17 protein-coding genes are annotated in these 18,759 nt (G+C 64.6%); 12 read left to right on the top strand and 5 right to left on the bottom strand.

The features are described from left to right. Positions 1–3: 3 nt before the first annotated feature. Genes dapF through C3F42_RS18090 form a run of 4 tightly spaced genes read left to right on the top strand, consistent with a single transcriptional unit; the run spans position 4 to position 3,149 of the window. Positions 4–834, top strand: coding sequence for a diaminopimelate epimerase (gene dapF / locus C3F42_RS18105; RefSeq protein WP_094010913.1), 831 nt, complete (start codon positions 4–6; stop codon positions 832–834). 13 nt (positions 835–847) lie between these two features. Next, positions 848–1,558, top strand: a complete 711-nt coding sequence (locus C3F42_RS18100; protein WP_023632259.1) for a DUF484 family protein — start codon at positions 848–850, stop codon at positions 1,556–1,558. Next, positions 1,558–2,457 (top strand): tyrosine recombinase XerC, encoded by a 900-nt coding sequence (gene xerC / locus C3F42_RS18095; protein ID WP_094010912.1) that lies wholly within the window; start codon positions 1,558–1,560, stop codon positions 2,455–2,457. The genes C3F42_RS18100 and xerC overlap by 1 nt, the downstream gene beginning before the upstream one ends. After that, positions 2,454–3,149: an HAD family hydrolase gene (locus C3F42_RS18090; RefSeq protein ID WP_038707049.1), complete on the top strand. Its 696-nt coding sequence runs from the start codon at positions 2,454–2,456 to the stop codon at positions 3,147–3,149. The genes xerC and C3F42_RS18090 overlap by 4 nt, the downstream gene beginning before the upstream one ends. A gap of 61 nt (positions 3,150–3,210) precedes the next feature. Here the strand turns inward: C3F42_RS18090 and sutA are convergent, their stop codons facing one another. From sutA to glnK, 3 genes are all read right to left on the bottom strand, one after another. Next, the gene (sutA, locus tag C3F42_RS18085; RefSeq protein WP_023632536.1) at positions 3,211–3,540 is read right to left on the bottom strand and encodes a transcriptional regulator SutA; all 330 of its coding nucleotides are present in this window, start codon (positions 3,538–3,540) and stop codon (positions 3,211–3,213) included. 430 nt (positions 3,541–3,970) lie between these two features. Further along, positions 3,971–5,305 carry an ammonium transporter gene (locus C3F42_RS18080; protein ID WP_038707050.1) on the bottom strand — a complete coding sequence of 445 codons (1,335 nt, stop codon included), beginning with the start codon at positions 5,303–5,305 and terminating at the stop codon, positions 3,971–3,973. 47 nt (positions 5,306–5,352) lie between these two features. Beyond that, complete coding sequence (gene glnK, locus C3F42_RS18075) at positions 5,353–5,691, bottom strand: P-II family nitrogen regulator (protein ID WP_002555808.1); 339 nt, start codon at positions 5,689–5,691, stop codon at positions 5,353–5,355. 406 nt (positions 5,692–6,097) lie between these two features. Here glnK and C3F42_RS18070 point away from each other — a divergent pair, with 406 nt between their 5' ends. The 8 genes from C3F42_RS18070 to C3F42_RS18035 all read left to right on the top strand — a co-directional run bounded on the left by C3F42_RS18070 (position 6,098) and on the right by C3F42_RS18035 (position 15,800). After that, entirely contained in the window at positions 6,098–6,361 is a 264-nt protein-coding gene (locus C3F42_RS18070; RefSeq protein ID WP_104444696.1) for an accessory factor UbiK family protein, read from the top strand. Positions 6,362–6,385: 24 nt separating this feature from the next. After that, positions 6,386–6,814: a molybdopterin-binding protein gene (locus tag C3F42_RS18065; protein WP_031316465.1), complete on the top strand. Its 429-nt coding sequence runs from the start codon at positions 6,386–6,388 to the stop codon at positions 6,812–6,814. A gap of 801 nt (positions 6,815–7,615) precedes the next feature. Continuing rightward, the gene (gene mgtA, locus C3F42_RS18060) at positions 7,616–10,327 is read left to right on the top strand and encodes a magnesium-translocating P-type ATPase (RefSeq protein WP_104444695.1); all 2,712 of its coding nucleotides are present in this window, start codon (positions 7,616–7,618) and stop codon (positions 10,325–10,327) included. Positions 10,328–10,337: 10 nt separating this feature from the next. Continuing rightward, complete coding sequence (locus tag C3F42_RS18055; RefSeq protein WP_081941301.1) at positions 10,338–10,772, top strand: DUF2493 domain-containing protein; 435 nt, start codon at positions 10,338–10,340, stop codon at positions 10,770–10,772. 50 nt (positions 10,773–10,822) lie between these two features. Then, entirely contained in the window at positions 10,823–12,310 is a 1,488-nt protein-coding gene (locus C3F42_RS18050; RefSeq protein ID WP_104444694.1) for a YifB family Mg chelatase-like AAA ATPase, read from the top strand. Between the two features lie 176 nt (positions 12,311–12,486). After that, complete coding sequence (locus C3F42_RS18045; protein ID WP_094010908.1) at positions 12,487–12,738, top strand: DUF2790 domain-containing protein; 252 nt, start codon at positions 12,487–12,489, stop codon at positions 12,736–12,738. Positions 12,739–12,769: 31 nt separating this feature from the next. After that, positions 12,770–13,786 (top strand): alpha/beta hydrolase, encoded by a 1,017-nt coding sequence (locus tag C3F42_RS18040; protein ID WP_094010907.1) that lies wholly within the window; start codon positions 12,770–12,772, stop codon positions 13,784–13,786. Positions 13,787–14,012: 226 nt separating this feature from the next. Continuing rightward, positions 14,013–15,800, top strand: a complete 1,788-nt coding sequence (locus C3F42_RS18035) for a monovalent cation:proton antiporter-2 (CPA2) family protein (protein WP_094010906.1) — start codon at positions 14,013–14,015, stop codon at positions 15,798–15,800. 109 nt (positions 15,801–15,909) lie between these two features. Here the strand turns inward: C3F42_RS18035 and C3F42_RS18030 are convergent, their stop codons facing one another. Together C3F42_RS18030 and C3F42_RS18025 are read right to left on the bottom strand one after the other, a co-directional pair. Beyond that, positions 15,910–17,049 (bottom strand): MFS transporter, encoded by a 1,140-nt coding sequence (locus tag C3F42_RS18030; RefSeq protein ID WP_023629976.1) that lies wholly within the window; start codon positions 17,047–17,049, stop codon positions 15,910–15,912. 104 nt (positions 17,050–17,153) lie between these two features. Continuing rightward, a complete protein-coding gene (locus tag C3F42_RS18025; RefSeq protein ID WP_023629975.1) occupies positions 17,154–18,647 on the bottom strand; it encodes an aldehyde dehydrogenase in 1,494 nt (497 codons plus the stop codon). Between the last annotated feature and the right edge of the window lie 112 nt (positions 18,648–18,759).

Raw genomic sequence — 18,759 nt, 5'->3', positions numbered from 1 at the left:
CCCATGCTGCTGCGTTTCACCAAGATGCACGGGCTGGGCAACGACTTCATGGTCCTCGACCTGGTCAGCCAGCACGCACACATCCAACCCAAGCACGCCAAGCAATGGGGTGACCGCAACACCGGCATCGGCTTCGACCAGCTGCTGATCGTCGAGGCGCCGAACAACCCGGATGTCGACTTCCGCTACCGTATCTTCAACGCCGACGGCTCCGAGGTCGAACAGTGCGGCAACGGCGCGCGCTGCTTCGCCCGTTTCGTCCTGGACAAGCGCCTGACCGCGAAGAAGCGCATTCGCGTCGAGACCAAGGGCGGCATCATCGTCCTCGATGTGCGCAACGACGGGCAGATCTGCGTCGACATGGGCCCACCGCGCTTCACGCCGGCCGAGGTCCCGTTCATCGCCGATGAGCAGGCGACCAGCTATGCACTCGAAATCGACGGACAGGTGCACCAGATCGCCGCGGTGTCCATGGGCAACCCGCATTCGGTGCTGCGCGTGGACGATGTGCGCAGCGCGCCGGTCCATGAGCTGGGCCCGAAGATCGAGCATCACCCGCGCTTCCCGCAGCGGGTCAATGCCGGCTTCATCCAGGTAGTCGACCGCCACCGCGCCAACCTGCGCGTATGGGAGCGTGGCGCGGGCGAGACCCAGGCATGCGGCACAGGCGCCTGCGCCGCCGCCGTGGCGGCGATCAGCCAAGGCTGGATGGACTCACCGGTAACCATCGACCTGCCGGGCGGGCGCCTGAGCATCGAGTGGGCCGGCCCCGGCAAACCGGTGCTGATGACCGGCCCCGCCGTTCGTGTGTTCGAAGGACAAGTTCGTCTCTAAGCGAGTATCCGCCATGACCGACCAGCCCAAAGTTGCACCCTCGCCAGCCAGTGAGCTCGATGCCGGAGCGGTGGTCGCCTATCTGCGCGCCCACCCGACCTTCTTCGCCGAGCATGACGAGCTGCTGGTCGAACAGCGCATTCCTCACCAGCGCGGCGACAGCGTGTCGCTGGTGGAGCGCCAGCTCAAGCTGCTGCGCGACCGCAACATCGAGATGCGCCATCGCCTTTCCCAGCTGATGGACGTGGCGCGCGACAACGACCGGCTGTTTGACAAGACCCGCCGGCTGATCCTCGACCTGCTCGACGCCAGCACCCTGGAAGAGGTGGTGATGGCGGTCGAGGACAGCCTGCGCCAGGAGTTCCAGGTACCCTTCGTCAGCCTGATCCTGTTCGGCGAGAACGCGGCGCCCGTGGGACGCTGGGTTTCCGGGGCCGAGGCGCAACAGGCCATCGGCGGCCTGATCGGCGGCGGCAAGACCATCAGCGGCAGCCTGCGCGAGCACGAGCTGGCGTTCCTGTTCGGCAACGATCAGCACAAGGAAGTCGGCTCCAGCGCCGTGGCCACCCTGGAGTACCAGGGCCTGCATGGCGTGCTGGCAATCGGCAGCCGCGACCCGCAGCACTACAAAAGCAGCGTCGGCACCCTGTTCCTCAGCTACATCGCCGAAGTGCTCGGCCGTGTGGTGCCGCGCTTCACCCAGACACTGCGCTCGGTGCGCTGATGGAACGCCAGCTGGAGGCTTATTGCGCACACCTGCGCAATGAGCGCCAGGTATCCGAGCACACCCTGCTGGCCTACCGCCGTGACCTCGAGAAGGTCATCGAATTCTGTAACGCCCAGGGCATCACCGGCTGGGCGGCCCTGCAGGTCCAGCAACTGCGTCAGCTCGTTGCCCGCCAGCACCATCACGGCCAGTCCTCGCGCAGCCTGGCGCGCCTGCTCTCGGCGGTGCGCGGGCTGTACCGCTACCTCAACCGCGAAGGCCATTGCCAGCACGACCCGGCCAATGGCCTGGCGCCACCCAAGGGTGAGCGGCGACTGCCCAAGGTGCTGGACACCGACCGCGCCCTGCAGTTGCTCGATGGCGGCGTCGACGACGAATTCATTGCCCGCCGTGACCAGGCGATCCTTGAACTGTTCTACTCGTCCGGCCTGCGCCTGTCGGAGCTGACCGGGCTCGACCTCGAACACCTGGACCTGGCCGCAGGGCTGGTCCAGGTGCAAGGCAAGGGCGGCAAGAGCCGCGTGTTGCCGGTCGGGCGCAAGGCCGGCGAGGCGATGCAGGCGTGGCTCAAGCTGCGCGGCATCGCCGGCCCGCGAGACTCTGCGGTGTTCATCAGCCGCCAGGGCAAGCGCCTCGGCCCCCGGGCCATCCAGCTGCGAGTCAAGGCCGCAGGCGAGCGCGAGCTCGGCCAGCACCTGCACCCGCACATGCTTCGGCATTCCTTCGCCAGCCACCTGCTGGAATCGTCCCAGGACCTGCGTGCGGTGCAGGAGATGCTCGGCCACGCCGACATCAGCACCACGCAGATCTACACCCACCTGGACTTCCAGCACCTGGCCGCGGTGTACGACAGCGCCCACCCTCGGGCCAAACGCAGCAAGGACACGGACTCATGAGCATCAAGCTGATCACCTTCGACCTGGACGACACCCTCTGGGATACCGCACCGGTCATCGCCAGCGCCGAAGTCGTCCTGCGCGACTGGCTCGAAGCCAACGCGCCGATTCTCGGTAGCGTGCCGGTCGAGCACCTGTTCGCCATCCGCGAGCGCCTGGTACAGGCCGAGCCGGGCCTCAAGCACCGCATAAGCGCCCTGCGCCGGCGGGTGCTGTTCCATGCCCTGGAAGAGGTCGGCTACAGCGAGAAACACGCCCAGGAACTGGCCAACGAAGGTTTCGAGGTGTTCCTGCATGCGCGGCACCAAGTGGAGGTGTTCCCAGAGGTGCAGCCGGTGCTGGAGATCCTGCGCCATCACTACACCCTCGGCGTGGTCACCAACGGCAATGCCGACGTGCGCAGGCTCGGCCTGGCGGACTACTTCCGCTTCGCCCTGTGCGCCGAGGACCTGGGTATCGGCAAGCCGGACCCGGCACCGTTCCTCGAAGCGCTGAAGCGCGGCGAGGTGGACGCAGGGGCGGCGGTGCACGTCGGCGACCATCCGGGCGATGACATCGCCGGCGCCCAGCGCGCCGGGCTGCGGGCGGTGTGGTTCAACCCGCAGCACAAGCCCTGGAGCGGCGAACAGGCGCCGGATGCGGAGATTCAGCGGCTGTCGCAGTTGCCCGACGTGCTGTCGCGCTGGCGCTGACTTACAGACGGCGCCCACAAAAAAGCCCGCAGCGACGGCGGGCTTCTTTGCGTTCAGCCACTCAGATAGGGCGGCTGCCGTACTTGTTGTCCGGCTTCTTGGGCGGATCGGCGACCACGTTGGCCTCCACTTCCTGCACCTTGCCGCCGCGCGAAAGGAACTCTTCCATCGCCTTGGCCAGCGCGTCGCGCTCTTTCTGCTTGGCTTCCATGCTCGGCATCTCGTCTACCGAGACAGCCGCCTTGGACTTGCCCTTGGCAGCGGGTGCCGGGCTGCTGTCGTCATCGCCGGCATCTTCCGCGCCATCGTCGGCCGCAGCTTCCAGGCCATCATCAGCCTCGTCTTCGTCGCCTACTTCGAGGTCATCATTTTCCAGATCGTCGTCGCTCATGTTCTACCTCATGACTTGCGAAAAGCAGGTTAGTTATAGACCGGTGCAGCCGTAGACCGGCAGCCACCAGTGAAAATTCAACTGGCCGTGGATTGGCCACTGCCCTGGGTGTCCACCCCCTCATGGGGGGCCTGGCACCCTGCAGGCCTTGCTCCTGGCAAGGCCCGACAAAATTTTTTGAACCCTTGCTGGCCACAGGCTATTGGCAAGCCTAGCAAAGGGTAGCGAAGTGTGTGGACTACTCGTCCGGCCCCTTCGGCGCGCATTCTAGCGCGCTCGCAGAAAAAGCAAAGCACCAGAAACGCCCAATGACTTGTAAGTTTTCTACCTACGTCGCGATCAGGACAGAGAAACCGTTTGCCCGGCGCGAATCGGCAAACTACAGGCAAAAAAATGCCCGGCGAACCGGGCAAGTTTTCCAGCGTGGCGGTTACAGGTTGTAGCCGCGCTCGTTGTGCTGAGCCAGGTCGAGGCCGACCGACTCTTCTTCTTCGCTGACCCGCAGCCCCATGACCAGGTCCAGGACCTTGAGGATCACGTAGGTGACGATGGCGGTGTAGACCACGGTGAAGATCACACCCTTGGCCTGGATCCAGAACTGCGCGGCGATGTCGGTTACCGCACCGAAGCCGCCCAGGGCAGGCGCCGCGAACACACCGGTGAGCAGGGCGCCGATGATCCCGCCGATACCGTGCACGCCGAAGGCGTCGAGGGAGTCGTCATAGCCCAGCTTGCGCTTGAGGCTGGTGGCGCAGAAGTAGCAGACCACGCCAGACACCAGGCCGATCACCAGGGCGCCCATCGGGCCGACGGTACCCGCGGCCGGGGTGATGGCGACCAGGCCGGCGACCACGCCCGAGGCGATGCCCAGTGCGCTTGGCTTGCCGTGGAAGATCCACTCGGCGAACATCCAGCCCAGGGCGGCGGCGGCGGTGGCGATCTGGGTCACCAGCATGGCCATCCCGGCAGTGCCGTTGGCCGCGGCGGCGGAACCGGCGTTGAAGCCGAACCAGCCGATCCACAGCATGGCCGCGCCCATCAGGGTGTAGCCCAGGTTGTGCGGGGCCATCGGCGTGGTCGGGTAGCCCTTGCGCTTGCCCAGCACCAGGCAGCAGACCAGGCCGGCGATACCGGCGTTGATGTGCACCACGGTGCCGCCGGCGAAGTCCAGCACGCCCCAGTCCCACATCAGCGCACCGTCACCGCTCCAGACCATGTGCGCGATCGGCGCATAGACCAAGGTGAACCAGACGCCCATGAAGATCAGCATCGCCGAGAACTTCATGCGTTCTGCGAATGCTCCGACGATCAGTGCCGGTGTGATGATGGCGAAAGTCATCTGGAAGGTGATGAACACGGCCTCAGGGAACAACGCGGTGGCCGAGGTCAGGCCCGACGGCGTGACGCCGCTGAGGAAGGCCTTGGAGAAGCCGCCGATGAAGGAATTGAAGTTGAGCACGCCCTTTTCCATACCGGTGGTATCGAAAGCCAGGCTGTAGCCATAGATGACCCAGAGGATGCTGATCAGGCCGGTGATGGCGAAGCACTGCATCATCACCGACAGCACGTTCTTCGAACGCACCATGCCGCCGTAGAACAGCGCCAGGCCCGGAATAGTCATGAACAGGACCAGTGCCGTCGAGGTGAGCATCCAGGCGGTGTCGCCGGAGTTCAGCACGGGGGCGGCAGTTTCCTCTGCCAGGGCCAGCCCTGGCATTACGAGGGACAATAGGGCTCCTAGCCCTGCGATCTTACGCAGAGTCATGTTGTTTTCTCCTGGGGCGTTGGGTTTGGTGAGGCTTTGCTTGGCGCTTAGATCGCGTCGGTATCGGTTTCGCCGGTACGGATGCGGATCGCCTGCTCCAGATTGACCACGAAGATCTTGCCGTCGCCGATCTTGCCGGTGTTAGCTGCCTTGGTGATGGCTTCAATTACCCGATCGAGGTCCTTGTCGTCGATGGCGACATCGATCTTCACCTTGGGCAGGAAATCGACCACGTATTCAGCACCGCGATACAGCTCGGTGTGACCCTTCTGCCGGCCGAAACCTTTGACCTCGGTCACGGTGATGCCCTGCACGCCGATTTCCGACAGCGACTCGCGCACGTCGTCCAGCTTGAACGGCTTGATGATGGCAGTGACTAGCTTCATGAAACTCTCTCCCGATTTGATGGACTTGCCCCAGGAAAACAAACCCGTCTCAAGTCTAAGCGCAGCGCCTGGCTTTGTAACGCGTCGTCGGCTCCATTCTCCCCGCCGACACACGATCCGCCTGTGACGAAGGACCTTGCGGCTCCGCCTGCGCACTGCCTGGTCACAAGGGACTGCATCAGTGCATGGCTCCCTCGGGTCTTTGCAGAAACCTTGCCAGTTCGAACAACGATCGGGAAAACAGGGAGTTGCGCGAATCGGTAGGGATTGGCCAGTTGCCAGCAGCGACAAAGTGCACAAAATCGGTGCGCGACTTTTGGCCGCCCTGCGCGAAAAGCGTGCAGGGCAAGCGGGCAAAAGCCCCGTGCTACACTGCTGCCCTTTCAGTGATCAGCGGATACCAGACATGCTCGCGCCCAAAGCCTTCCTCGATGCCCTGAGCGACCAGGCCTCGCGCCTGTTCAGCGGCGACACCGCCGCGCCCCGCGCCGAACTGGAAAGCCAGTTCAAGGTGCTGATGCAGGGTGCCTTCAGCAAGCTCGACCTGGTCAGCCGCGAGGAGTTCGACAGCCAGATGGTGGTACTGGTCCGCACCCGCGCGCGCCTCGAAGCCCTCGAGCAGCAATTCGCCGAGCTGGAAGCCAGGATGGCGCCGTCCCCCAAGGAATAACGATCGATACACGGAGTGTTTGCCATGAAAGTCAGTGCCCGCAATGTATTCGAAGGTACCGTCAGCGCCGTCCAGCCTGGCGCGGTGAATGCCGAGGTCGAGCTGACCCTCGGCGGCGGCGAGAAACTGGTGGCGGTGGTCACCATGGCCAGCCTGCACAACCTCAACATCAACGTCGGCAAGCAGGCCGTGGCGCTGGTCAAGGCACCGTGGGTGGTGCTGATGACCGATGCCGCTGGCTACAGGCTGTCGGCGCGCAACAGCCTCGAAGGCGAAGTGCTGCGGGTCGGCGACGGCGCGGTGAATGCCGAGGTGGTGCTGAAGCTGTCCGGCGGCACCGAGGTGTATGCCATCGTCACCCGTGAAGCGGTGCAGGAACTTGGCCTGAAGCCGGGTGTGAAGGCCACCGCGCTGATCAAGGCCTCGCACATCATCCTGGGCGCCAAGCCCTGATCGAATGCCCCTTCTACCTTGCCCAGGTAGAAGCGGGATTACCTCGCGATGCTAATCGCGCGGCACACTGGATTAATTCCCCTCTCAGCAGATGAAACTTGTTTAAGTTACGTCTTCCCGGTTGACTTCCCCGCTATGCTTTGCATAAAGTTCACCCGCCCCGAAAAGCGGGCCTTTATTTCAACTCACGAAGAATTCAATGGACACAGTATCTAGTCGCTGTCTGGCAGCCGTTGGCCGCCAGGCACTTGAACCGGAACTCCGGGCCCGCCCCTAGGTCGGGCAAGCCGCGCCAGAGCCTGATGCTCCGCCGTAGCTTGCCGCCCCGGGTGCCCGCCCGGTCGGAGGCAAGCTCATGAACCTCGATATAGCTACCCCTCGCCTGCGCGCCTTTGCGCACAAGGCCCCGTACCGTACTGTTCGCGGCTGGGGCTTGTCCTCACCCCTGAAACCGCCCAGTCGATAGCGCGCCCGTTACCGCCTGCAGTGACGCGCGCGATGCTGTCCGTTCGCTGAACTGACGCCATTTAAATCGTCAGAAACTTCCGAACTTTAAGTAATTAAAGTTCATTGGATTTCTATTGCCCGCCACTTAACAAATGGAATTAACCGACCATGGAATCAGCCAGTAGAAAGTTCGCTGCCGATCTTATTTCCGGCATTCGCCAGCGAACACGTAAACGTCGGAAAAACCACGTTTTTCATTGTTTGAATCATTGCGACACGGGACACGTTCACTCACCTTCCCCACCGTGAGTCAACTGTGTGTCGTGCCGCCTCCTGCGGCAGGAGCACAGCCAAATGACCGTAAAAGACCGCAACACCCGCAGCAAAGCCGGCGAAGACACCCGCCTGTCCATGCGCGCCGCCCGCGAGGCACGCAACGGCCTGGCCGTGACCCTGGCCAACCTCGATGCCAGCGAACTGGGCCTGACCGAGCACGAAGCCGCCAAGCGCCTGCAGCGCGACGGCGCCAACCAAGTCGCCCATGACAAGCCGCAACCGGCCCTGGTGCAATTGCTCAAGGCCTTGCACAACCCCTTCATCTACGTGCTGCTCACCCTCGCCGGCATCAGCTTCGTCACCGACTACTGGCTGCCGGTACGCGCAGGCGACATGGAAGAAGCGGACCTGACCAAGGTCATCATCATCATGGCCATGGTCAGCCTCAGCAGCCTGCTGCGCTTCTGGCAGGAGTACCGTTCGGGCAAGGCCGCTGACGCCCTCAAGGCCATGGTCCGCACCACCGCCACCGTGCTGCGCCGCGAGCGCCACGACCAGCCGGCGCACCTGCGCGAAGTGCCGATGAACGAGCTGGTGGCCGGCGATATCGTGCAATTGGCGGCCGGCGACATGATCCCCGCCGATATCCGCCTGATCGAGTCCCGCGACCTGTTCATCAGCCAGGCGGTACTGACCGGCGAGGCGCTGCCGGTGGAGAAGTACGACACCCTCGGCAACGTCGCGCAGAAGTCCGCCGGAGGCAGCGCCAGCGATGAAAGCGGCCTGCTCGACCTGCCCAACATCGGCTTCATGGGCACCAACGTGGTGAGCGGCCGCGCCCGCGCGGTGGTGGTGGCCACCGGCAAGCGCACCTACTTCGGTTCGCTGGCCAAGGCCATCGTCGGCTCGCGCAGCCAGACCGCCTTCGACCGTGGAGTGAACAGCGTCAGTCGCCTGTTGATCCGCTTCATGCTGGTGATGGTGCCGGTGGTGTTCATGCTCAACGGCGTGGTCAAGGGTGACTGGAGCGATGCCTTCCTGTTCGCCCTGGCCGTTGCGGTGGGCCTGACCCCGGAGATGCTGCCGATGATCGTCAGCGCCAACCTGGCCAAAGGCGCCGTGGCCATGGCCCGGCGCAAGGTGGTAGTCAAGCGCCTGAACGCCATCCAGAACTTCGGGTCGATGGATGTCCTGTGCACCGACAAGACCGGTACCTTGACCCAGGACCGCATCATCCTCGAACACCACGTCGACCCCAGCGGCCACAAGGACGCGCGGCTGTTGGAGCTGGCCTGGCTCAACAGCCACCACCAGAGCGGCGTGAAAAACCTGATGGACCAGGCCGTGCTGCGCTTTGCCGGCGAAAACCAGGGCTTCCAACCGCCCTATGCCTACGCCAAGGTCGACGAACTGCCCTTCGACTTCATCCGCCGTCGCCTGTCGGTGATCGTCAAGGATGCCCTGGGCGATCACCTGCTGGTGAGCAAGGGCGCCGTCGAGGAAATGCTGGCTATCGCCACCCATGTGGAAGAAGGCGGCCAGCGGGTCACTCTGGATGCCGGGCGACGCCAGCAACTGCTGGCCACCGCCAGCAGCTACAACCAGGAGGGTTTCCGCGTGCTGCTGGTCGGCACCCGGGACATCCCATCTGCCGACGGCAAGCCTCAGTACCACACCGATGACGAACGCGAGCTGGTGATCCGTGGTTTTCTGACCTTCCTCGACCCGCCCAAGGAAACCGCCGGCCCGGCCATCGCCGCCCTGCGTGAAATGGGCGTGAAGGTGAAGGTGCTGACCGGCGACAACCCTGTGGTCACCTGCAAGGTCTGCCGCGAAGTGGGCCTGGAGCCCGGCCAACCACTGCTCGGTCAGGACATCGAACGCCTGGACGACACCCAGCTCAAGGCCCTGGTCGAAGAGCGCACGGTGTTCGCCAAGCTCACTCCGCTGCAGAAGTCGCGGGTACTCAAGGCACTGCAAGCCAATGGCCACACCGTGGGCTTCCTCGGTGACGGCATCAACGACGCCCCGGCGTTGCGCGATGCCGACGTGGGCATCTCAGTGGACAGCGGCACCGACATCGCCAAGGAATCGGCCGACATCATCCTCCTGGAAAAGAGCCTGCTGGTGCTGGAGGAAGGCGTGCTCAAGGGCCGCGAAACCTTCGGCAACATCATGAAGTACCTGTGCATGACCGCCAGTTCGAACTTCGGCAACGTGTTCTCGGTGCTGGTGGCCAGCGCGTTCATCCCGTTCATGCCAATGCTGGCGATCCACCTGCTGCTGCAGAACCTGATGTACGACTTTTCCCAACTGTCGCTGCCGTGGGATCGCATGGACAAGGAATTCCTGGCCGAGCCACGCAAGTGGGATGCGCGCAACATCGGTCGCTTCATGCTGTGGATCGGCCCAACCTCGTCGATTTTCGACATCACCACCTTTGCCCTGATGTGGTACGTGTTCGCCGCCAACAGCGTGGAAATGCAGGCGTTGTTCCAGTCCGGCTGGTTCATCGAGGGGTTGCTGTCGCAGACCTTGGTGGTGCACATGCTGCGCACGCGCAAGGTGCCGTTCTTCCAGAGTACCGCGGCGCTGCCGGTGATCCTGGCCACCGGCCTGGTGATGTGCCTGGGCATCTACATCCCGTTCTCGCCACTGGGGGCGATGGTCGGGCTGGTGCCGCTGCCGTGGGAATACTTCCCATGGCTGGCCGCTACCCTGCTCGGCTACTGCCTGGTGGCCCAGGGCATGAAGACCCTGTACATCCGCCGCTTCGGCCAGTGGTTCTGAGGGGGTGGGCATGCGCGTACTGATCTGCGCGGGGCGCAACTACGCCGACAACCAACGCTGCCGCCAGGCGCTGGACGCCCTCCAGCGCCAGCAACCAATCCAGGTGCTGATCCACGGCGGCAGCCAGCATCTGGGCGGCGAAATCGAAGGCTGGGCCCGCGAACAGGGCGCCGACATAGTGCGCTACCCGCCCAATTGGCAACTCCACGGCAAGTTGGCCGAGCGCCTGCGCAACCTCTTTATGTTGCGCGACAGTCGGCCCGACCTGGTGCTGGCGCTGCCGGGCGGTGATGATACCGAGGAGTTGCTGGCGCGGGCGCGGGGTTCGGGGATTCCGGTGATCTGCGCCAGGCAGCCACGCACGACGGGCGCCCACAGACTTGGGGGGCAGGCCGGACAAAATTCGACGCACTCTTCTCGTCCACTTGCACAAGAGCACCACTAAGCTTTGCCAGGCCGCAGGACGCGGCCATCACCTGCAAACACGGAGTGTCAATGTCCCTCGCCCTCGTCCACAGCCGCGCCCAGGTCGGGGTGCAGGCTCCGGCTGTCAGCGTCGAAACCCACCTGGCCAACGGCCTGCCCACGCTCACGCTGGTCGGTCTGCCAGAAACCACGGTCAAGGAGAGCAAGGATCGAGTCCGCAGCGCCATCGTCAACTCTGGCCTGGACTATCCGGCACGGCGCATCACCCAGAGCCTCGCCCCAGCCGACCTGCCCAAGGACGGTGGCCGCTACGACTTGGCCATCGCGCTGGGTATCCTGGCCGCCAATGGCCAGGTACCGGTTGCCGCCCTCGACGGCATTGAATGCCTGGGGGAACTGGCGCTGTCGGGTACGCTGCGCCCGGTGCAGGGTGTACTGCCTGCGGCATTGGCGGCGCGAGACGCGGGTCGGGCGCTGGTAGTACCCAGGGAGAATGCCGAGGAAGCCAGCCTGGCCAACGGCCTGGTGGTGTACGCGGTGGGGAGTCTGCGAGAACTGGCAGCCCACCTGAATGCTCAACCGGCAATGTCACCCTACGTGGCGAAAGGCCTGTTACTGGAGCAACGCCCCTACCCGGACCTCAGCGAAGTTCAAGGCCAGATCGCTGCCAAGCGGGCGCTGTTGGTCGCCGCAGCTGGTGCCCACAACCTGCTGCTCTCCGGCCCGCCGGGCACCGGCAAGACCCTGCTCGCCAGCCGCCTGCCCGGGCTGCTGCCGCCGCTGGACGAGCGCGAGGCGCTGGAGGTGGCGGCGATCCGCTCGGTCAGTGGCCAAGCACCGCTCGATTGCTGGCCACAGCGGCCGTTTCGCCATCCCCACCACTCGGCCTCCGGCCCGGCGCTGGTGGGTGGTGGCAGCCGACCGCAACCCGGCGAGATCACCCTGGCGCACCATGGCGTGCTGTTCCTCGATGAGCTGCCCGAATTTGAACGACGTGTGCTGGAGGTGCTGCGCGAGCCGCTGGAGTCTGGCGAGATCGTGGTAGCTCGGGCCAAGGACCGGGTACGCTTCCCGGCGCGCTTTCAACTGGTGGCAGCCATGAACCCGTGTCCTTGCGGCTATCTGGGTGACCCGACCGGCCGTTGCCGGTGCAGCAGCGAGCAGATCCAGCGCTACCGCAACAAGTTGTCCGGCCCCCTGCTCGACCGCATCGACCTGCACCTGACAGTGGCCCGGGAAAGTACCGTGCTGACCCACCAGCCCAGCGGGGAGACCAGCGCCAGTGTTGGCCAGCGGGTGGCCGAGGCACGGGAGCTGCAACAGCGCCGGCAGGGCTGCGCCAATGCCTTCCTCGATCTCAAGGGGCTGCGCCGGCATTGCCCGCTGGAGCCGGTCGACCAGGCCTGGCTGGAGCAGGCCTGCGAACGGCTGACGCTGTCGTTACGGGCAGCACACCGGCTGTTGAAGGTGGCCCGCACCCTGGCGGACCTGGAGTGCGCGCAATCCATTGCCAGGTCGCACCTGGCGGAGGCGCTGCAGTACCGGCCCAGCGCCTGATCTATTACGGCGGCTTCCGCGCAATCACCCGCTGCATCATGGCTGAGCTCCTTCGACAGACCCAGTCAATCGATCTCATAGCGGAAATATATTTTGCGCACTAAATATTTGCGCGCAATATCACCTCAAGCAGTAAGCAGTCGCCAACCCCACTCAGCAGAACCCGGAGAACGATCATGACCCTTCGCAAAGCCTTCGCCGTCACCGTCACCACCCTGGCCCTCGGCACCAGCGTCAGCAGCTTCGCCAGCGAAGCCACCTCGTACCACTATGGCATGGACCTGGACATCGCCAAGGTCGTCAGCGTCGATGCCCCCACCAGCACCCAAGGTCAGACCAGCACCGCCACCTTGACCTACCGCGACAGCAGCGGCCAGCTGCGCGCCGTGAGTTACGTGCAACCCACCGTCCTTGCCAATCAGAACTGAGCCGCGGCTCGCCCACCAAAGGAGCTAGAACATGAAACTGTCCCACACCCTGACCGCCGGCCTGCTGGCCCTTGCCGTGAACAGCGCCTTCGCCGCCGGCAGCCCCGGTGTCGAACACACCACCCAGGGTTTCCTCGACGCCCTGGCCGCCGGTGGCGGCAAGCCGCTGGAGACCCTGGCGCCCAAGGATGCCCGTGCGGTGCTCAGCGGAGCCCAAGCCGGCGTAAAGGTCAATGTGTCGGAGATACGCGTCGAACGCCGGACCATCCAGGCCGGTGGTCAGCCACTGGAGATCCGTGTGGTTCGGCCCGCAGGGGCCAAGGGCGAATTGCCGGTATTCATGTTCTTCCACGGTGGCGGTTGGGTGCTGGGTGACTACCCTACCCACGAACGCCTGATCCGTGACCTTGTGGTGGGCTCCGGTGCTGCGGCAGTGTATGTCGACTATACGCCGTCCCCCGAAGCGAAGTTCCCCACCGCGATCAACCAGGCTTACGCGGCCACCCGCTGGGTTGCCGAGCATGGCAAGGAGATCGGCGTGGACGGTAGCCGCCTGGCGGTTGCCGGCAACAGCGTCGGCGGCAACATGGCCGCGGTGGTGGCACTGAAGGCCAAGGAGGCCGGCACGCCGAAGCTGCGCTTCCAGGCACTGCTGTGGCCGGTGACCGACGCCAACTTCAACAATGCGTCCTACAACCAGTTCGCCGAAGGACACTTCCTGACCCGCAACATGATGCAGTGGTTCTGGAACAGCTATATCACCGACCCGCGCCAGCGCGACGACATCCACGCCTCGCCGCTGCGCGCCAGCGTGGAGCAATTGAAGGGCCTGCCGCCGGCCCTGGTGCAAACCGCCGAAATGGACGTGCTGCGCGACGAAGGCGAAGCCTATGCCCGGAAACTGGACGCCGCCGGAGTGCCGGTGACCGCCGTGCGATACAACGGCATGATCCATGACTATGGCCTGCTCAATGTACTGAGCAGCGTGCCTAGTGTGCGCAGTGCCATGGACCAGGCGGCACAGGCCTTGAAAACCCATCTGCAATAACGGGTCGATCGCCTCCGCGGGGCAAGCCCGCTCCCACGCAGACATCACACCTGTGGGCGCGCTTGTCCCGCGACTGATTCAGCAAAGGTCCGACATTCAGAACGCTGCTTCCTGTAACCCCAGGATTGTCCTGTATCCCTTGTCCGCCGAAAATGCCCGCCTCTTTCATCGATGGCATAAGCTGTTGCATCAAGCGCTGCCGCATGCAGTTCAAGGAGTCCGAGCGATGCCACACGAAGGCAGCCTTCTACAAACCGCCGTCATTTTCCTCCTCGCCGCCGTGGTCGCCGTGCCACTGGCCAAGCGCCTGCAACTGGGCGCCGTGCTCGGCTACCTGTTGGCCGGCGTGGCCATCGGCCCGCAGGCCCTGGGACTGATCCGTGACACCGAGAGCGTCGCGCACATCTCCGAGCTGGGTGTGGTGTTGCTGCTGTTCATCATCGGCCTGGAGCTTTCACCACGACGCTTGTGGCTGATGCGCAAATCGGTGTTCGGCGTCGGCACCGCTCAGGTCGTGCTGACCGGCGCGGTACTTGGCGCCATCGCCCTGTTCGGCTTCAGCCAGAGCCTGCCGGCGGCCATCGTGCTCGGCCTGGGTTTGGCGCTGTCATCCACCGCACTGGGCCTGCAGAGCCTGGCCGAGAGCAAGCAGCTCAATGCGCCCCACGGTCGGCTGGCCTTCGCCATCCTGCTGTTCCAGGACATTGCCGCAATCCCGTTGATCGCCCTGGTGCCGCTGCTGGCCGCCAGCGGCCCCGACACCAGCCACGGCGACAGCATCGAACATGGCCTGAAGGTGTTCGCCAGCATCGCCATCGTCATCGTCGGCGGCCGCTATCTGCTGCGTCCGTTGTTCCGTATCGTCGCCCGCACCGGTTTGCCGGAAGTCTCCACAGCCACCGCGCTTCTGGTGGTAATCGGCACCGCTTGGCTGATGGAGGAAGCCGGCGTGTCCATGGCTCTGGGCGCCTTCCTCGCCGGCCTGCTGCTGGCCGACTCCGAATACCGCCATGAGCTGGAGTCGCAGATCGAGCCGTTCAAAGGCCTGCTGCTGGGCCTGTTCTTCATCAGCGTCGGCATGGGCGCCAACCTGCGCCTGCTGCTGGAAATGCCGCTGGTGTTGCTGGGCCTGACCCTGTTGTTGATCGGCGTGAAGCTGGCGTTGCTGATAGGCGTCGGCCGCCTGGCCGGTGGCCTGAACAGCGCCAGCGCCCTGCGCCTGGGCATGGTACTGGCCGCCGGCGGCGAGTTCGCCTTCGTGGTGTTCAAGCTGGGCAAGGACCAGGGCCTGCTCGACACCCAGACCTACGACCTGCTGTTGATGACCATCACCCTGTCGATGGCGCTAACGCCACTGCTGATGCTCGGCTGCGCCCGCGCCCTGAAGCGCCCGCAGGCGGCCCGCGAGGTGCCCGAGCAGTACAAGGCCATCGACGCGGGCACCCCGCGCGTGGTGATCGCCGGCATGGGCCGCATGGGCCAGATCGTCGCGCGCATCCTGCGGGCGCAGAAGATCCCGTTCATTGCCTTGGAGACCTCGGTCGACGCCATCGAAATGACTCGCATGTTCGAACAGGTGCCAGTGTTCTATGGCGACCCGCTGCGCCCCGAAGTGCTGCACGCGGCCAAGGTTGGCGAGGCGGAGTATTTCATCATCACCATTGATGATCCCGAGGTGGCCATTCACACCGCGGAGCGGGCCAAGCGCCTGTATCCGCACCTGAAAGTGATCGCCCGGGCACGCAACCGCCAGCACGTGCACAAGCTGATTGACGTGGGTGCCGACCCGATTCGCGAGACGTTCTATTCCAGCCTGGAGATGAGCCGGCGCGCGTTGATCGGGCTGGGGCTCACCGAAGCGCAGGCGACAGACCGCATCGCCCGGTTCACCGAGCATGATGAGCAGGTCCTGGAGGCCCAGGGGCAGGTACGCGACGACCGGGCCAAGGTGATGCAGACGGCCAAGGAGGCGCGGGTGGAGCTGGAGCGGTTGTTCGCCTCGGATGATGTCTGATGAAGCCGGCTAGGGCCCGTTGTGGGCCCGCTGCATCGGATCGAGATGGTGCGCTACAGATGTGTGTAAGCTTGACGGCGAGGGGCTGTGTAGCAGCCCCAGTCAGTAATCACGCCGCCGCAGGTTCAAATGCATCTTTGCGCCGTGTCAGCAGCACCAACCCCGCCGCTCCCGCTGCCATCAGCAACGGCAACGCGTGCCCGCTGATCCACTGGCTCCCCGCCCCGGCCAGCAACGGCCCGAGCAGGCAACCGATACCCCACAGCTGCGCCACGTGAGCATTGGCCCGCACCAGTTCGTCATCCCGATAGCGCTCGCCGATCAGCACCAGTGACAATGTGAACAAGCCGCCCGCGCTGGCACCGAACAGGACCCACAGCGGCCAGATCGCCGGGTTATGCAGCAGCACTGGAATCACCAGGCTTGAGACCAGCAAGGTCAGTGCACAGCCGCTGAACAGCGTTCGCCGTGACATGCGATCGGCCAAGGCGCCAATCGGTAATTGCAGCACCGCATCACCCACCACCACAGTGCTGACCATGAACAACGCCACCTCCGTGGTGAACCCTTGCTGCAGGCAGTAGACCGGCAGTAGCGTCAGGATCATCGCCTCGAATGCCGCAAACAGCGCGATCGCCCAGGCGATCACCGGCAGACGCCGACAAAAGCCGAACAGATCGGCGAAGGTCACGCTGCACGCCTCAGTGGTCGGTGCACCGCCGCGCCCCAGCAGAATCAGCGGTGCAACCAGCAACAAGCCGCTCGCCGCCCAGAAGCCGAAATCATCGTCAGAGCCCAGAAAACCTAGAACCAACGGGCCGGCCAACTGGCTAAGTGCATAGCTGCTGCCATACAGCGCTACCAACCGGCCACGCCACTGTTCGACCACCAACTGGTTGATCCAGCTCTCACCAAGGATGAACACCACCGTCAGCGACATACCGATCATCAAGCGCAGTACCAGCCACAGGGCATAACTGGGCAGCAGCGCCACCAGGCTGATCGACAGCGCCCCACCCCACAGGCACAGACGCATGGCCATGGGTACGCCGACCCAACCGGCAAGGCGGCTGGCCAGGCTGGCACCGACCAGCACACCTAGGGCCGGCATCGCCGCCATCACGCCGATGGCGAATCCACCGTAGCCCCAACCCTCCAGGCGCAGGGACACCAGCGGCATACTCACGCCGAGCGCAAGCCCGACACTGAGCACCGACGCCAGGACGGCAAAGTAGGTTCCCCAACGCATAGCGGCCTCCGGGTAAGAATTCTGGCAAAAAGCATCGCGGGGCAAGCCCGCTCCCACTACTCATGTGGGAGCGGGCTTGCCCCGCGAAAAAAGGCGCTACCCGATTACAGCTTGATCCAGGTCGCCTTCAGCTCGGTGTACTTATCCAGCGCGTGCAGCGACTTGTCACGGCCGTTGCCCGACTGCTTGAAGCCACCGAACGGCGCGGTCATGTCGCCACCGTCGTACTGGTTGACCCAGACACTGCCGGCGCGCACGGCGCGGGCGGTCTTGTGCGCCTTGGAAATGTCCGAGGTCCAGATGCCCGCCGCCAGGCCGTATGGCGTGTCGTTGGCGATGGCCACGGCCTCTTCGGCGGTGTCGAAGGTGATCACCGACAGTACCGGGCCGAAGATCTCTTCCTTGGCGATCTTCATCGCATTGGTCACGCCGTCGAAGATAGTCGGCTCGACGTAGGTGCCACCGGTCTCTTCGAGGATGCGCTTGCCACCAGCCAGCAGCTTGGCGCCATCCTGGTGACCGGCCTCGATGTAGGACAGCACGGTGTTCATCTGCTGGGTGTCGACCAGGGCACCGACGGTGGTTGCCGGGTCCAGCGGGTTGCCCGGTTTCCAGGCCTTGAGGGCCTCGACCACCATGGGCAGGAACTTGTCCTTGATCGAGCGCTCGACCAACAGGCGCGAACCTGCGGTGCAGACTTCGCCCTGGTTGAAAGCGATGGCGCTGGCGGCGGCCTCAGCGGCGGCCTGCAGGTCAGGGGCGTCGGCGAAGACGATGTTCGGGCTCTTGCCACCGGCTTCCAGCCACACGCGCTTCATGTTCGACTCACCGGCATAGACCATCAGCTGCTTGGCGATCTTGGTCGAACCGGTGAACACCAGGGTGTCGACGTCCATGTGCAGGGCCAGGGCCTTGCCCACGGTGTGTCCGTAGCCTGGCAGCACGTTCAGCACGCCAGCCGGAATACCGGCCTCGATGGCCAGCTGGGCGATGCGGATTGCGGTCAGCGGCGATTTTTCGGACGGTTTGAGCACGATGGAGTTGCCGGTGGCCAGGGCTGGGCCCAGCTTCCAGCACGCCATCAGCAGCGGGAAGTTCCACGGCACGATGGCACCGACCACACCCACGGGCTCGCGGGTCACCAGGCCCAGTTGGTCGTGCGGGGTCGGGGCGACTTCGTCGTAGACTTTGTCGATGGCTTCGGCAGTCCAGTGGATGGCCTGCGCCGCGCCCGGAATGTCGATGGTGGAGGAGTCACCGATCGGCTTGCCCATGTCGAGGGTTTCGAGCAGGGCCAGTTCCTCGACGTTCTTGCGCAGCAAGTCGGCGAAGCGGATCAGCTTGGCCTTGCGCTTGGCCGGGGCCAGGCGCGACCAAGCGCCGGATTCGAACACGGCGCGGGCGTTGTCGACAGCGCGGTTGGCGTCGGCCAGGTCGCAGCTGGCGACCTTGGCCAGGAAGCGTCCGTCCACCGGGCTCAGGCAGTCGAAGGTTTCACCGGATGCGGCATCGGTGTATTCGCCGTTGATGAAGGCGCGGCCTTCGATCTTCAGTTGCTGGGCACGCTGTTCCCAGTCCGCACGAGTCAGGGTGGTCATAGGAAACTCCTCTCTTGTTAAGGTGCAACGCCGCACTGAGGACTCACGGGCGCTGTCAGAAATTCTGGCCGGGTGACGACGCACACGGGCACCTGCCACCCTAAACCAGGGC

The sequence above is a fragment of the Pseudomonas sp. PONIH3 genome, assembly GCF_002934345.1.
Lineage (GTDB): Bacteria > Pseudomonadota > Gammaproteobacteria > Pseudomonadales > Pseudomonadaceae > Aquipseudomonas > Aquipseudomonas soli.
Note: the sequence above shows the minus strand (reverse complement) of the source record. Positions and strands in the feature narration are given on the sequence as shown.